The following is a 14,149-nucleotide window of genomic DNA, read 5'->3' as shown; positions in this document are numbered from 1 at the left end:
CATGAGCACGCTCAGCACCGAAGCAACGAACTTTGGATGGTTGCTGGACAACTTTGTGCGTACTGTTCCCGCTACTCGGCACACCCTAGTTGTGTCCGCGGATGGCCTTTTGATGGCCATGTCGGACAACTTGGACCGTACGAGCGGCGACCAACTCGCAGCGATCGTCTCCGGCATGTCGAGCCTTACTCGAGGAGCTTCCCGCCAACTCAACGGCGGCTCAGTCCGCCAGTCAATCGTTGAGATGGACAACGGATTCTTGTTCCTCATGAACGTGTCCAATGGGTCGGTTCTCGCCGCCGTTGCAGACTCTAACTGCGATGTAGGCCTGATCGGCTATGAAATGGCTATGCTGGTGTCCCGTACGGAAGCGACGCTCACCCCGCAACTCATCTCTGAAATGCGTGGATCGTTGCCCGTTGATGGGGCTAAGCGCGCTGCTATGGGATAGGGATCAACATGACTCGTCATTCTGAAGGTCACCTCGATGGTGGTCACTATGAGGTCTCGACGGTGCGACCTTACGCGGTCACTGGAGGTCGCGTACGTTCGGCGACATCCAATCTCCCACTGGAGACCCTCATTGAGGTTCTGCCAGGGGCGGTGAACTCGTCCGGTCTCACACCAGAGAAGCGTTCGATTCTCCAGCACGCCGCTCATAACTACGTGTCGATCGCCGAGGTTTCCGCTCTGCTGCGGATGCCTCTGGGAGTGGTTCGCATCCTGATTTCTGACCTCGCAGACGAGGGATATCTCAAGGTTCACACGTCAACGCCAGTCAACGTCCATACAGGTCACGGTCAGAACCCTGCCATGTCCCTGAGTGTGTTAGAGAGTGTTCTCAATGGTATTTCAGCCCTCTAGTAGCGACACGGGCGCTACAGCTACCGCGACCGCGGCACCAACGACCGTAAAGATTGTTGTTGCGGGTGGCTTCGCCGTTGGTAAGACAACTTTCATCGGTTCCATCTCCGATATCGAGCCACTTAACACCGAAGCAGCGATGACGGAGCACTCGGTCGGCGTCGACGACGCCGGTGGCGTGACTGACCGCAAGACCACGACCACCGTCGCAATGGACTTTGGACGTATCGAGCTTCCGGGGTCGCTGTGGCTGTACCTCTTTGGTACACCCGGGCAGGACCGCTTCCTCTTCATGTGGGACGACCTCTCCCGCGGCGCAATCGGCGCAGTGGTTCTCGTGGACACCGAGCGCTTGGAACAGTGCTTCCCAGCAATCGACTACTTCGAGTCCCGTGGCATTCCGTTCGTGGTTGGTGTGAACTGCTTCGACGGAGTAGCCAAGCACCGGCTCGAAGACGTCCGCGAGGCGCTTCAGATTCCAGCACACGTGCCAATGCTCTACACGGATGCGCGTTCGAGAGCTGCGACCAAGCAGACTCTGATCTCGCTCGTTCAGCACGCTATGGAGCGTTTGCAGGTCGCTGCGCGCGCGTAGCGTAAGAGCCACCGCGGGGAGCCGCCAATGACTAGGTGGTGCTCGGCGCTTGGCGAGGTGTTGGTTCCAGCACGTTCCCAAGCCAAGCGCCCATCTGGTTTCGGGTTTTGTGCTCGCGCGTGGCACAATAGACAGGCGCTATCAAAGCGTCAGCTGGAAGTGTGGCAGAGCGGCCGAATGCGCCGGTCTTGAAAACCGGTAGACCTCAACAGTCTCGCGGGTTCAAATCCCGCCGCTTCCGCAGAAGAAGGGTCCCGTTGTTCGCAACGGGGCCCTTCGTCGTTTCCACAACCAGCGCAGGTGCCTTGTACTAGCGTGCGCGGCACGATAAAGAATCTGAGCTACTCGTCGAGCTTGATCGCGCGTTGGGTCCGGTCGCCATCCTGGCCCTGCCACCAGGAGAGTGTGGCGCCGGTGAGCGTCACGGCGGGCTTACCGGGGATGATGCTCCGCCAGACTTGGTTGTCCTCTAGGTTGAGCACGACCAGGCTGGTGGTGAGCGAACCGGTGGTGGTTTCGGTCCACACCACGTAGTCTCCCCAAGTGTCGAGCCACGTGATCTCGGGCATGTCGGTGCCAGTGTCTGTGAAGAGGGTGGTGTAGTTGGACGTGTCCGGGTCGGAATCCGTGCTTACGTCGGGGGCGGGCACGTCGTCGGATGGCGGAACGTTGGAACTGGGCAGAGCAGAGGTGTAGGACGTGAAGGAGTCCTCAGCCTCGTTGTACACCACGAGGGTGCGTCCGCGGCTAAAGAGTATGCCATCCGTGGTTTGAGCAAGAGTGCCCAGCGACGTTGCGACACGGGGCTTCAAGTCTTGGGCGAGAACGCGGAGCTCACCGTCAGTCTCGCTGATGACTTGTCGCGGTGAGTAGACCTCGCGATCAGCAAAGTCACCAGTGGCGCGCTCTCCGTACTGCCACATTCGTGCGTAGGTGAGGAGATAGTTGGCCGCGGATGACACGATGTAGTGCGATGCATCTGTGGCTTCGGCCCGGAGGTCTGGTGTGGTCAGGTCGCTGGAGTACACCACAAAGGGTGTTCCGTCATAGGAGAAGTTGCGGTCATCTACTTGGATGGGTGCTTCAGGGCGAGACGTTCGCTGGATAGGGAGGGAGAAGTACACGCGCCCTTCAGCGATCCTGATGTCTACGTGGTACTTCTCGGCACCAGCCATCGTTTCTACGATTCCTAGGGCTCTCTGCTGGCCTCCCTGTAGCGGAGCACTGTAGGCGCGCATGACGTCGTTGGGATCGCCCAGGTCCTGTTGGAGCCACGCCACGGTCTCACCATCGGTCGTAGCGGCGAAGACAGGACCAGAAGGACCCGCGGCAGTATCGCCCTCCAGCGGTAGGGGAGTGAAGCGCCCCTGCGCGTATATGCCGATCGCGTTGAGCACCTCGTTGTTCGCGCCGTGTGCGCAGCGCTGTTCCGTATGCGAGACCGCTAGGAAGACATCAGCGTCGATCTCATCGACCATTGTGTACTTGACCCGGCATTGCCGCTCCCGCACGGCGGGGTCTGGGACGCCCGTGAGTAATACGTCGAACGCGTCCTCGAGTTCGCCTGCGTCACTCAGGGTCCATGACGTGGGTTTGGCCTCACTGCCGTCGGCAGCGAAAAGCGCGAATCCCTTGAGGTCTTCTGGGTTGAGGGTTTGAGTGACTCTGCCATCACTTGAGCAACCACCTAAGAAGGCAAGCAGGAGGCCGGTGAGTGTGCTGGAAACGATGAATCGGAGAGAGCGGTTCAACGCCGTGTCCCTAGTGGAGGCAAGTGGAAAGAATTAGTAATAATTGTGCCATGGTCAGGCATAAGCCACGCGCAGAGACCCGCTTGCCAGGTGGAATTGTGCTGAACTGGAGGCCTCCGTTTGAAGGTTCGTAGACCAAGCACACTTTGCTCAGAATGCGCTGATAAATTAGGGGTGCGACGTACGCGGATGTGCGTCATTCGATGTAAGCGCGGCAGTCAAAGTTATGGTTCGAAGCCAAGGGGAATCTGTGCAACACGCTAGAGACAGGAAGATCGGGGTCGGCTCTATAGTCCTCGGTGTCCTTGGTGAACTCATGATCACTGCCGGTCTGCTTATCGGCGGGTACATTCTGTGGAACGTTTGGTGGGATTCGAATCAGTCCGCAGCAGTGGCCGAGAAGAGCGTGGCGGACTTCCAAGGGGAACTCGAACCCGCTCCTAGGCAGGCTGCCGAGATCAAGACTGAGGGCGACCCGCCCCCAGTAACGCAGGCAATTTCCGGTGATACCTTCGGCATCTTGATCGTCCCTAAGTGGTATGGAATCACTAACAACGCCATGCCACTCAAGGAGGGTACAACCCCGGCGGTTCTGGATCAGGCTGCAGCTGGACACTACGAGAACACCGCGATGCCCGGCGAGATCGGGAACTTCTCCGTTGCGGGTCACCGCCGCAGCCACGGAAACTCATTCCGTAGGATTGACCTGCTGGAAAAGGGTGACCAAGTCATCGTTGAAACCAAAGACACCTGGTACATCTATGAGGTCACGGGGCATGAGATCGTGCTGCCAAACCAGGTAGAGGTCATCGCTCCGGTTCCAGGAAAGCCCAACGAGCAGCCTACTGAGCGCATGATGACCATGACCACCTGTCACTCCGTCACCATGGGTGAGTGGGGCAACGACCACCGGTGGGTCACCCACTCAAAGTTTGTTGGCTGGATGGATCGAGCCGATGGCATGCCAGAGCAAGTCCTTAACGACCCGGAGGTCAAGTAACCATGTATGCCGCACTGTTTAGGCTGCTCCCGGGTCCGATCTGGTTGAAGATCATCTGGACTCTCCTGATCCTTGCAGCGGTTGTGTATGCGCTCTTCACGTGGGTGTATCCGTGGGCATCAGATACCTTCATGGACTTCGACCCAAACATGGGCGGCTAGCCGAGTTGACCGCGAGAGGACCGCATCCATGGAAGCGTTCAGCACGCTTACGTACGAGGACATCCGCAAAGTCTGCCTAGACTTCCCTGGCGCTTATGAGGACTTCCCCTTCGGGCCCGAGACGGCCGTGATGCGCGTTCGTGCCACAGTTGATTCTGCCTCCAAAGTGTTTGCTCTGCTGTGGCGATCGCCGCAGGGGCTGCGAATCAACCTGAAGTGCGATCCGGTACTTGCCGTCCAGTTGAGGGACTCATACAGCGAGGTTATTCCGGGCTATCACATGAACAAGAGGCACTGGAACTCCGTGATTCTGGACCTTCCGTGGACGCCACAAATTGACGGTCTCAGGGCCGTGCACCTGGTGGACATGATTGAGGACTCGTACGACCTCATCGTGTCTGCTCTACCACGTCGTGACCGGATACTTCTCGGCTGGCTGCCGTCCTAGATTCGTTGTCTTCGCCACACACCATGGCCTGTCACATAAAACCGTCCAGCAATGCGGGTATTAAGTCTCACGAGGGCGGCTTTTTTGCACCGTATGGTGTTAAGTAATCACCCAGATCCACATGGCCTTCGCACAGGCATGTGGTCCCTCGCGGGTAGTAGGAGTACGGCGAGTTTTAGGTTTTCGTGCTCATTAGCTGCGGTATCCGTTGCGGGACGGGTACTCAGATGGCTGCGACGGAGCAGCCCACAGACCACCGTGACCCGGTTCGGGGCTGGCGGTGTCTAAGAAACGTGGGGCCGCCGGAGGAGTCTGGCGGCCCCACACTTTTTCTTGATTTACTCCACGCATGTGCCCCAACAAGACTGTCCAAAAGGACTGTTGTCCTGCGATCTAGCGGAATCACAGGGCATGATTGGACAGTGGCAGAGATATTTGTGAGTGAGTCAAAGTTCGAACCTGTTGAGATGATTCGGGCTTCCCGCCTCGTAGTACGCATGGGTAGAGCGCTCCTCACCGCAGGCAGCGGTAGCTACCGGGTCAAGACCGTCATGCAGCAGGCGGGTGCTGCTTTGGGGATGACATCCATCCACGCACAGGTCACCATCAATGAGATCACGGCCACCTGCCACAGGGGCGCCATTTACCGCACGGAGGTTGCACAGTCCTCGACGATTGGAGTGAACTCGGATCGCATTGGTCTCATCCAAAACTACTGTGAGGAGTTGGAACCGGCCCCGGAGAACGCCAGCGCTGCCGAGATTGGCGCCCGCATGGACGAACTCGAGGCCTTCCTAGACGAGGTTGAGGCCCGCCCGCACCTGTACCACGACATCGCCAACTCGCTCTTTGCCGCGGTAGCCTGTGCGGCCTTTGCGTTCCTCAACGACGGCGGGATCTTCGAGGTCCTCGCCGTATTCTGCGGTGCGGCGCTTGGGCAGTATGTCCGTAGGCTCATGCTTCACCGTGGCCTCAACCAGCTTGCCGTGACCATGATCGCTGCAGCGGTCGCTTCGTTCCTGTATCTCGCCATCGCGAATGGCCTCTACTCTGCCGGTGTGGTTGAAACCCTGCACGAGTCTGGTTACGTCTCTGCTGTCCTCTTCTTGGTGCCGGGCTTCCCGCTGATCACGGCCGCACTCGACCTTTCCCGCCTGGACTTCTCCGCGGGTATGTCGAGGCTTTCGTACGCGCTCATGATCATGATTTCCGCCGCACTGAGCCTCTGGGCGGTCTCCGCTGTTCTTGGCCTCGAGCCGTCGCCTCCAGAGCCTCTCGACCTCAACGGGGCATTATTCCTCACCCTGCGTCTTGTCGCCTCTGCACTGGGCGTGTGGGGCTTTGCGATGATCTTTAACTCGCCGTGGAAGGTCGCTCTGATTGCAGCGGGGATCGGCATGATCGCAAATACTGCGCGTCTTGTGTTTGTGGACCAGGGCATGTTTGTCCAGGGCGCCGCGTTCATCGCGGGGCTCATCGTCGGAGTTCTGTCCAACCTCATCGCGCCTCGCCTCAATATCCCGCGCATCACACTCTCAGTTCCGGCTGTGGTCATCATGATCCCCGGCGCCGCTGGCTACCGCTCGATCTTCTACCTCAACGCCGGCGACACCCTCCAGGCGCTCACCTATGGATTCAACGCGATCTTCGTGGTCATCGCCGTCGCCGTGGGCCTCACTTTTGCTCGCTCCTTGACGGAGCAGCACTGGCTCGATAGTGCCAAGTAGGTCCTGCCCATCACGTTTTTCTTGTTCTGATTCACGACGATCATGGTCACCGCAAGCGGTCCGCACACGTCCCCGGCATGTGAGTTTGGTCTGGTCTCCCCACTGCGGCCCTACCGTTTTGCTATTGGGGCGCATGCTCAGGTAGCCTGTAACTCGCTCGTAGATTTACGGGCAAGGAGACGTGCGAGAGTGGCCGAATCGGGCACCCTGCTAAGGTGTTAGGGGCGCAAGCCCCTCGAGGGTTCGAATCCCTCCGTCTCCGCAGATAGGCTCGGAATCCATTGTGGTTCCGGGCCTTTTTCGTACCCTGAGGCAGGCAAGCGTGGGCAAGGTGAAATTCTTGCCTGCGATTCGGCTGGGGCCGGGGATCTGCTGGGTCGGGACCAAGATCGTCGTGAATAAGGTCAGGCGTAAGCCTGACAAGACACTAGGCTGTGCGCCGGAAATAATGGGACTGAACCCAAGCCCACACCACAGGAGCGTGACGTGATCACAACACGCAAGGCGCGCGCCGACGACGCCGAGGACATTCTGGAATACAGCCGAATCATCGGCGGGGAGACCGACAACCTGTCGTTTGGGCCCGAGGGAGTGTCGCTGACGCTCTTGCAGGAGCAAGAATTCCTAGAAGCAACCTACGCCAACCCCAAACAGCTCTACCTAGTTGCATACGACGGGAACAAACTGGCGGGTGCGGTCACCCTGGCGACCTCGAATAAGCCGCGTATGGAGCACCGTGCGGAGTTGGGTATCTCGGTCAGGAAGAAGTGGTGGGGCAAGGGCCTGGGAACCAGGCTCATGGAGGAGGCGATCGCGTACGCTCGGGACGTTGCGCACCTCGAGATGATCACGCTGACCGTCAACACCTCGAACGTGCGGGCCATCGAACTGTATCGAAAGTTCGGGTTCACGAGATTCGCCACGTTCACCAACCACTCCAAGATCGGCGGAGTTTACGCCGACTGCGACCTCATGTCGCTCAAGTTGTAGCCCGCGCGCCAGCGCGCCTCGCCACAGGCCAAGGATTCCTGGACGTCGAGGATGCGCTGGTTACGGCTGCCCCGAAACGCAAGTGTGAGGTCGCGCTGCTCGATCAGGAATCGATCGTCCACCAAGACGTCGAGGTGTGAAAGGAGTTCCATCTTGTCCTCAGAAATACCGGTCTGACCTGCGGAAACGATTTCCTCGAACCGGTACCCCGTCCAGCACCAGACGTCCTTGGTGTGACCGAACTCCTCACGCACCCGGCGCACCAGCGAGAGGCACACCTGGGTGTTGAGGAACGGCTCCCCGCCGAGCAGGCTCAGGCCGCGAACGGACTCGTGTGCCAGGTCGGCGAGGATTCGTTCCTCCAGCTCCGGGGTGTACGGGGTGCCGTAACGGAAGTTCCACGTTGCCTCGTTGAAGCAGCCATCGCAGGCGAACAGACAGCCAGACACGTACAGGCTGCACCGCACGCCCTCGCCGTCGACAAAGACGAACGGCTTGTAATCGGCAACGTGCAGCTGGCTGAGCCTTCCTGCCTGCCAGCCCTCCTCCGGATCGCGCGGCATGACTACAGTGACTCCTCGCCCTCGACAGATCCGACGACTCCGTCGGCTCCGCCAGCGCCGCCAGTGCCTCCGGCACCGCCAATCCCCGCCTCGGATCCGCGCAGGTGCTTGGCGCGAGAGGAGATCTCTACGTGGCGGCCGCGGACCATCGGGCGCTGCTGTGGGTTACCAAGGTACCCGCACGTCCGCTTGACCACGTCACAGGTGCTCGGGTCGTTGTTGCCGCAACTTGGGCAGGCGAAGCCGGACGCAAGCGGGGAGAAGTCGCCCTCATATCCGCACTCCATGCAGCGGTCGATCGGGGTGTTGGTGCCCAGGTAGCCCACGCGGCTGAACGCGTAGTCCCACACAGCCTCAAGCGCGGAGGGGTTCTGCTGGAGAACGGGGTACTCACAGTAGTGTATGAACCCGCCGGACGTGTAGGGCGCGTACTCCTGCTCGAAGTCGATCTTTTCAAACGGAGTTGGCGCCTTACGCACGTCGTAGTGGAAGGAGTTGGTGTAGTACTCCTTGTCCGTGATGTCGTCGACCTCGCCGAAGCGCTCGCGGTCTAGGCGGCAGAAGCGGTCGGTCAGGGATTCGGACGGGGTGGAGTAAAGGCTGTAGTGGTAGCCGCTCTCCGCGCGCCACGCCTCGGCATGAGCGTGGAGGTTGCGGATGATCTCAAGCGTGAAGTCCTTGGCTTCCTGGTTGCCTTCCCAACCTCCGCCAAAGAACGCCGCAGCTGCCTCGTACAGGCCGATGTAGCCCAGGGAGATGGTTGCGCGTCCGTTGCGGAACAGCTGGTCAACCTCGTCGTCCGGTCCGAGCTTCTTGCCGAACGCGCCGTGCATGTACAAGATCGGGGCGTTAACAGGTGTGGCTTCCTTGCACCGGTTGATGCGGAACTCGAGGGCGTCGTGGACAGTGGTCAAGCGCTCCTCAAGGATTGTCCAGAACGATTCGAGCGACCCTCGAGCCTCCAGTGCGATGCGCGGCAGGTTGAGCGTGACCACGCCCAGGTTCATGCGGCCCTCGGACACCTCGTTGCCGTTTTCGTCCTTCCAGGATGGCAGGAACGAGCGGCAGCCCATGGGCGCCTTGAAGCTACCGGTGAGCTCCACGATCTTCTCGTAGTTCAACACGTCCGGGTACATGCGCTTGGTGGAGCACTCGAGCGCGAGCTGCTTGATGTCGTAGTTAGGATCGCTCGGCTTGTGGTTGAGCCCATCCTTGATGGTGAACAGAAGCTTGGGGAAGATTGCCGTGCGACCCTCACGGCCAAGGCCCTTGATGCGAATCTGCAGGATCGCGCGCTGGATCTCGCGCTCGACCCAGCTGCTCCCGAGGCCGAAGCCCACGGACGTAAACGGGGTCTGGCCGTTCGATGTGAACAGGGTGTTGATCTCGTACTCGAGCGACTGCATCGAGTCGTAGATGTCCTTGGCGGTCTTCTCTCGTGCGTACTCGTCGTGGCGCGACTCCTCGGAGATCCACATGCGCGCATCTGCCAAGTGCTTCTCGTAGTTCTTGAGCGCGAACGGCGCAAGCAGTTCATCAATGCGGTTAACGGTGCATCCGCCGTACTGGCTCGAGGAGACGTTCGCAATGATCTGGGTGATCTGGGCAGTTGCGGTCTGAATCGAGCGAGGGGATTCAACCTGCGCGTTGCCCAGGCGGAACCCGGTGTCAAACATGGTCTGGAAGTCGATGAGGCAGCAGTTCGTCATCGGCGTGTAGGGGTGGTAATCGAGGTCGTGGTAGTGGATGTCACCCTTGATGTGCGCGTTCGCTACGTGTGGTGGCAGGAGGCGCAAACCAATCGCCTTGCCCACGGCGCCGGCGGTCAGGTCGCGTTGCGTGTTGAACACGTCGGCGTCCTTGTTGGCGTTCTCATGTACCACGGCCTGGTCCTTGCGGAGCAGTCGGTTGATGGAGTGGTTGACGTCGGTGGCGCGGCGGCGATCGAAGTCCTGGTTCACTCGGTGGTCAATGTAGGCGCGTGCGACCTCGTACTCGTGCGAGTCGAGCAGCACCTGCTCCACGATCGACTGGATCTCGTAGATCTTGACCGAACCCACAAAGCGATCCGAGATCTCGGCTACGGCGGTGTGGACGATGTCGTCCAAGATGCGCAGGTGCACGGGAGTGAGCTCGCCGTAAATTTCGACGAAAGCCTTACCCACAGCGCGTTCAATTCGGACTGCATCAAACGGGAGGAGTCTGCCGTCCCGCTTAATAACGTTAATGTCGAGGCGCATTTCCGAATTCCCACGGTCGATCAGCGCAATATCAGCCATTGAAACCATTGAGCCACTTCCCTCTGTGAACTTGTCCACTACATGTTGTGTTCGATCCTGCTAATGAACACTACAACTTGGGATCGGCGCCCGCTCGTCCCGCACACGTCAAAAACCGAAAGTTGGGACTTTAGTCTCGGGTTAAATGCGGGTTTGCTGACGTTCCGCATTAAAAGCGGCTGGTTTTATGGTGCTGGAAAGCGTTCAGAATCGTCGTTAATTTTATTTACGACGATTGTGGTCACGTCACAGCACGCGCGCAGCCGAGCGGTGGTGGCGAGCGCGGCTACTGCCGCGCGAACACGTCCCCGCGCTTGCGGTTGTCGAGCACTCCCGCAGTCAGTAGGACCACGAGCCCGGCGAGCGGAAGGACCAGCAGACCCGTGCGGAGCGAGGTCGCGTCGGCGACTAACCCGACGATCGGTGGGGAGAGCAGGAAACCCAGGCGCAGGAGCCACGACACCACGGTCAGGCCGGTGCCAGGCTTCAGGCCGGGGAGTTCGTCCGCGCCCTGGAAGGCGGCGGGGATGAGGGTTGCGGAGCCGAATCCGGCGAGGCCGAATCCGACAATCGTGGCGGGGATCGAGGGAAACGCGAGGGCGAAACTCATGCCGCCGAGGACAAGCACACCGCCAGCGTAGGCGATGGTGCGCTGGCCAAAGCGATCCACCAGGGGGTCCCCAAGGAGGCGCCCCACGAACTGGGCACCTACGAGCGCGATGTATCCGGAGGTTGCCAGGCCCGCAGCGGCCCCGAGCGAGCCGCCCAGGTAGAGCGCGGCCCACGAACTTCCAGCGTCCTCGATCAGTGCACCAGCGACGCCGAGGAGGACGAGTGCTGCCAGGATGAAGATCGTCCGGGGTGACACGGAGCGGCGGGCTGCAGTATTAGGAGTGGCGCCGTCGGCAGCGTCCGCCAACTCGACCTCGTCGACGGACGTGTCGGAGCCGGGGAGCCTGTACCTATACGCGGTGAACTGGAGGGTCGCCGCTAGGACGGCCACGCCGATGATGTGCGCGGTGCGTGGGACATCGAGTGTGATGAGCAGGGCGGCGAGTGAACTTCCAGTCACGGCGCCGATCGACCAAATCGCGTGGAAGCTGTTATTGATGGAGCGTCCATACTCCTTTTGCACCCGCAGGCCGTGGGCGTTCTGGCCCACGTCCGCAAGTGCATCCGCGCCTCCGGCGAGGAAGAGCAGCGGAACCAGAAGGAAGAAGCTCCCGGACATTGCCACAAGGATGAGGCTCGCTGCGGTCACGCACGAGAACACCACCGAGACGAGCGCGGACGACATCCGCCTGATGAGCCACCCTGCGAGAAGTCCGAGCGTGATCGCGCCCGCAGGATACGCCGCGATGGCAAGCCCATACATCGAGTTGTCGAGGCCGAGGTCAGCCTTGATGCCCGGGTAGTGAGGGACCATGCTCGCGTACAGCACGCCGTTGGTGAAGAAGAACGTGGAGACGGCGACGCGTGCATTGCGCGTCTTCTTGCTTGGCGCGAGGCTAGAAGCGTCGCTCGACGTGGCGGGGGTGGAAGTCACACGAATCAGCGTACGCAAGCGTCGGAGTACACGCGAAAAGCCTCGGGCCGGCTAGAGCGCAGCGGCCGCTCTGGCCAGCCCGCGCGAGGCTCCCGCGCCCAGCAGCACGAGACCCACGGCGAACACCACTGAGGCAACGAACCGTAGCAAAACAGGGATGCTGGAGAAGAAACCTGCGCCGAGGACCGGAAGCATGAACAGTGCGGAAGCACCCAGTGCGAGCCCGACAACCGCGACCATGGGTACGACCGTCTCCCGCATCCGTGCCTTCTCCAGCACCTCAACCTCTGCTCCCGCGAGGTGCAGGTTGCGGTACTGCTCGCGCTGCGAAATGACTCGACCTGCCTGCGTGACACCCGTCGAGATCGCAGCAAGCACGCCGGCGATCGCAAGTGTCAGGTAGCCGCCGGTGGACACATCGGTCATGAAGAGCTGTTCTTCAGGGTTTGAGGCCTTGGAGAAGAGCGCCATCACGCTGGCAAGTCCGGCAATAAACGTAGCCAAAGCGACACCGCCAACGCTCCTCCAAGCGGTCTTGGGATCGTCGATAATTCGACGTGCAGCGAGCAGATCGGGCGCGGAACGCGCCCCACTCACATACAACCGGCCGACCACACCAACAAAGAAGGGTCCGACTACGTTCAGGGTAGCGAGTCCGATGACGAGGACAATCGCGATGAACGCAATGCTTGCGGCGGGAGTGCTTGTGGCAACGACCATCGCGATGAGAGCAACCGCAAGCACGGCGAGGCGGATGGCCCCCAGACCCGGAGTGGATTCCCGTTTGGTTACCCCGAGCGGCGACACCACGACGCGGCGCAGGCCGAGGACTGCGGACGCGATTCCCAGGACGACCACGGCCACAACTACGCCAACAAGCAGAGGTGCTCCCACCCACAGTTCCGCAAATCCAAAGCCGTGTCCCTCGAAGGGTACGAGCCCAACCAGCGGAATTAAGCCAAAGTATGCCACCGCGCCAAGCAGTGCGCCCGCAATAGACTGGCTCGCGGCATCGAGAGCAGACAGGCCGGTGATCTGGGAGGTTGTGGCGCCCAGCAGGCGGAGGTTAGCCAGCCGCTCATCCCTGCGCGCAACAATCAGCCGCGCAGCCGCGCCACCCATCGTGGCAAGCGGAACCAACAGGAGCCCCGCGGCGATGTACGCAAACACCAGATAGGTTTGAGCGTTTTCACTCGCGTTCGGGAGCTCGGCCCGAGCCGCAAACGCGCCCACCCCACCCACCACAACCAGCAGGAGTGCTGTCACGGAGGCAAAGGCAATAACAGTCAGGACTCCGGTGATGGCGCCTGGATCACCGAAATCACGGTTCGCCTCGCGGGTGCGCTTACGCAGCAGGACCCACAGGTGCAGGAGATTCATCGGGCAGACTCCTGCGTGGTTGCGTCGGAAGGCGCACGGAACTCGCTGAAAATCTTGCCGTCCTGCATCATGACGGTGCGCGAGCACCAGCGGGCGACATTCGGATCGTGCGTGACCACCACAAGCGAGGCGCCATATGCCCGAGTGGACGACGTCAGGATCTCCATGACCTCCGCGCTAGTGTGCTGGTCTAAGGCGCCGGTCGGTTCGTCCGCAAACACCACACCCGGCGTGGTGATGAGGGCTCGGGCAATTGCAACCCGCTGCGCCTGACCGCCAGATAGCTCGCCCGGGCGGCGCGATTCCATCCCGCCAAGCCCCAACTGCGCCAAGATCGGCATCGCCCGGTTCACGGCCTCAACCCGCGAGGTGCCCTGCAGCATCAGAGGCAGCGCCACGTTCTCGACGCACGGCAGCTCGGGTAGGAGCTGCCCCGACTGGAACACAAAGCCAAAGTCGTTGCGGCGCAGCCGCGTCCGCTCACCATCACGCATCGACGACATCTCGCGATCCTTCCACTGCACATCCCCCGAGGTGGGCGTGATGACGCCCGCCAACGAGTGCAGCAGAGTGGTCTTGCCAGAGCCGGACGGTCCCATAATCGCCACGGATTCGCCAGGCTCGATCCTCAGATCCACGCCATCAAGTGCCATGGTCTGCTCGCCGTAGCGCTTAACCAGATTCTTTGCGATCAGAGGGGCGGAGTGTGTGTTCATCCCTCCATCCTGCGCTCGCAGATCCGTCGGGTCGTCGGGCGAGGGTCGGTGGTTTGGCGGCGAGCGTCCGGCCCTGGCCGGACGCAGCGGTCCGCCTGTCGGCGGACGCGGGGCGCGTTTACGCAGGTG

At 60.9% G+C, this 14,149-nt stretch carries 14 protein-coding genes and 2 tRNA genes; 10 read left to right on the top strand and 6 right to left on the bottom strand.

Translation table 11 applies throughout. The features are described from left to right. The first annotated feature begins 1 nt into the window (after position 1). The 4 genes from HGSM_RS01860 (at position 2) to HGSM_RS01845 (ending at position 1,700) form a co-directional block, all read left to right on the top strand. Positions 2–451 carry a roadblock/LC7 domain-containing protein gene (locus tag HGSM_RS01860; RefSeq protein WP_019147036.1) on the top strand — a complete coding sequence of 150 codons (450 nt, stop codon included), beginning with the start codon at positions 2–4 and terminating at the stop codon, positions 449–451. 8 nt (positions 452–459) lie between these two features. Continuing rightward, entirely contained in the window at positions 460–864 is a 405-nt protein-coding gene (locus HGSM_RS01855) for a DUF742 domain-containing protein (RefSeq protein ID WP_019147035.1), read from the top strand. Beyond that, on the top strand, positions 845–1,459 hold the full coding sequence (locus HGSM_RS01850) for a GTP-binding protein (RefSeq protein WP_019147034.1): 615 nt from the start codon (positions 845–847) through the stop codon (positions 1,457–1,459). The genes HGSM_RS01855 and HGSM_RS01850 overlap by 20 nt, the downstream gene beginning before the upstream one ends. A gap of 155 nt (positions 1,460–1,614) precedes the next feature. Beyond that, positions 1,615–1,700 (top strand) — tRNA-Ser (locus HGSM_RS01845). Positions 1,701–1,800: 100 nt separating this feature from the next. Here the strand turns inward: HGSM_RS01845 and HGSM_RS01840 are convergent. Further along, positions 1,801–3,210 (bottom strand): hypothetical protein, encoded by a 1,410-nt coding sequence (locus HGSM_RS01840; RefSeq protein ID WP_019147033.1) that lies wholly within the window; start codon positions 3,208–3,210, stop codon positions 1,801–1,803. Positions 3,211–3,460: 250 nt separating this feature from the next. Between HGSM_RS01840 and HGSM_RS01835 the strand changes: the two genes are divergently transcribed. The 6 genes from HGSM_RS01835 to HGSM_RS01810 all read left to right on the top strand — a co-directional run bounded on the left by HGSM_RS01835 (position 3,461) and on the right by HGSM_RS01810 (position 7,536). Further along, complete coding sequence (locus HGSM_RS01835; protein ID WP_051009558.1) at positions 3,461–4,210, top strand: class E sortase; 750 nt, start codon at positions 3,461–3,463, stop codon at positions 4,208–4,210. A 2-nt stretch (positions 4,211–4,212) separates the two neighbouring features. After that, complete coding sequence (locus tag HGSM_RS14540) at positions 4,213–4,371, top strand: hypothetical protein (protein ID WP_019147031.1); 159 nt, start codon at positions 4,213–4,215, stop codon at positions 4,369–4,371. A gap of 28 nt (positions 4,372–4,399) precedes the next feature. After that, on the top strand, positions 4,400–4,819 hold the full coding sequence (locus tag HGSM_RS01825; protein WP_019147030.1) for an MmcQ/YjbR family DNA-binding protein: 420 nt from the start codon (positions 4,400–4,402) through the stop codon (positions 4,817–4,819). Positions 4,820–5,241: 422 nt separating this feature from the next. Continuing rightward, positions 5,242–6,546 (top strand): threonine/serine exporter family protein, encoded by a 1,305-nt coding sequence (locus tag HGSM_RS01820; protein ID WP_019147029.1) that lies wholly within the window; start codon positions 5,242–5,244, stop codon positions 6,544–6,546. Between the two features lie 175 nt (positions 6,547–6,721). After that, positions 6,722–6,808: transfer RNA gene (locus HGSM_RS14285), tRNA-Ser, on the top strand. A gap of 224 nt (positions 6,809–7,032) precedes the next feature. Next, entirely contained in the window at positions 7,033–7,536 is a 504-nt protein-coding gene (locus HGSM_RS01810; RefSeq protein WP_019147027.1) for a GNAT family N-acetyltransferase, read from the top strand. Here HGSM_RS01810 and nrdG read toward each other — a convergent pair. The 5 genes from nrdG to HGSM_RS01785 form a co-directional block, all read right to left on the bottom strand. Continuing rightward, positions 7,500–8,099 carry an anaerobic ribonucleoside-triphosphate reductase activating protein gene (nrdG, locus tag HGSM_RS01805; RefSeq protein WP_019147026.1) on the bottom strand — a complete coding sequence of 200 codons (600 nt, stop codon included), beginning with the start codon at positions 8,097–8,099 and terminating at the stop codon, positions 7,500–7,502. The genes HGSM_RS01810 and nrdG overlap by 37 nt on opposite strands. Before the next feature lie 2 nt (positions 8,100–8,101). Beyond that, on the bottom strand, positions 8,102–10,378 hold the full coding sequence (gene nrdD, locus HGSM_RS01800) for an anaerobic ribonucleoside-triphosphate reductase (protein WP_230197463.1): 2,277 nt from the start codon (positions 10,376–10,378) through the stop codon (positions 8,102–8,104). Positions 10,379–10,664: 286 nt separating this feature from the next. Further along, entirely contained in the window at positions 10,665–11,924 is a 1,260-nt protein-coding gene (locus tag HGSM_RS01795; RefSeq protein WP_019147024.1) for an MFS transporter, read from the bottom strand. Positions 11,925–11,975: 51 nt separating this feature from the next. Beyond that, complete coding sequence (locus HGSM_RS01790) at positions 11,976–13,304, bottom strand: ABC transporter permease family protein (RefSeq protein ID WP_019147023.1); 1,329 nt, start codon at positions 13,302–13,304, stop codon at positions 11,976–11,978. Then, positions 13,301–14,020: an ABC transporter ATP-binding protein gene (locus HGSM_RS01785; RefSeq protein WP_019147022.1), complete on the bottom strand. Its 720-nt coding sequence runs from the start codon at positions 14,018–14,020 to the stop codon at positions 13,301–13,303. The genes HGSM_RS01790 and HGSM_RS01785 overlap by 4 nt, the downstream gene beginning before the upstream one ends. Positions 14,021–14,149: the final 129 nt, after the last annotated feature.

The organism is Timonella senegalensis JC301, assembly GCF_000312125.1.
GTDB lineage: Bacteria > Actinomycetota > Actinomycetes > Actinomycetales > Cellulomonadaceae > Timonella > Timonella senegalensis.
The sequence above is the reverse complement of the archived record's forward strand: the minus strand, read 5'-3'. Positions and strand labels throughout refer to the sequence as shown.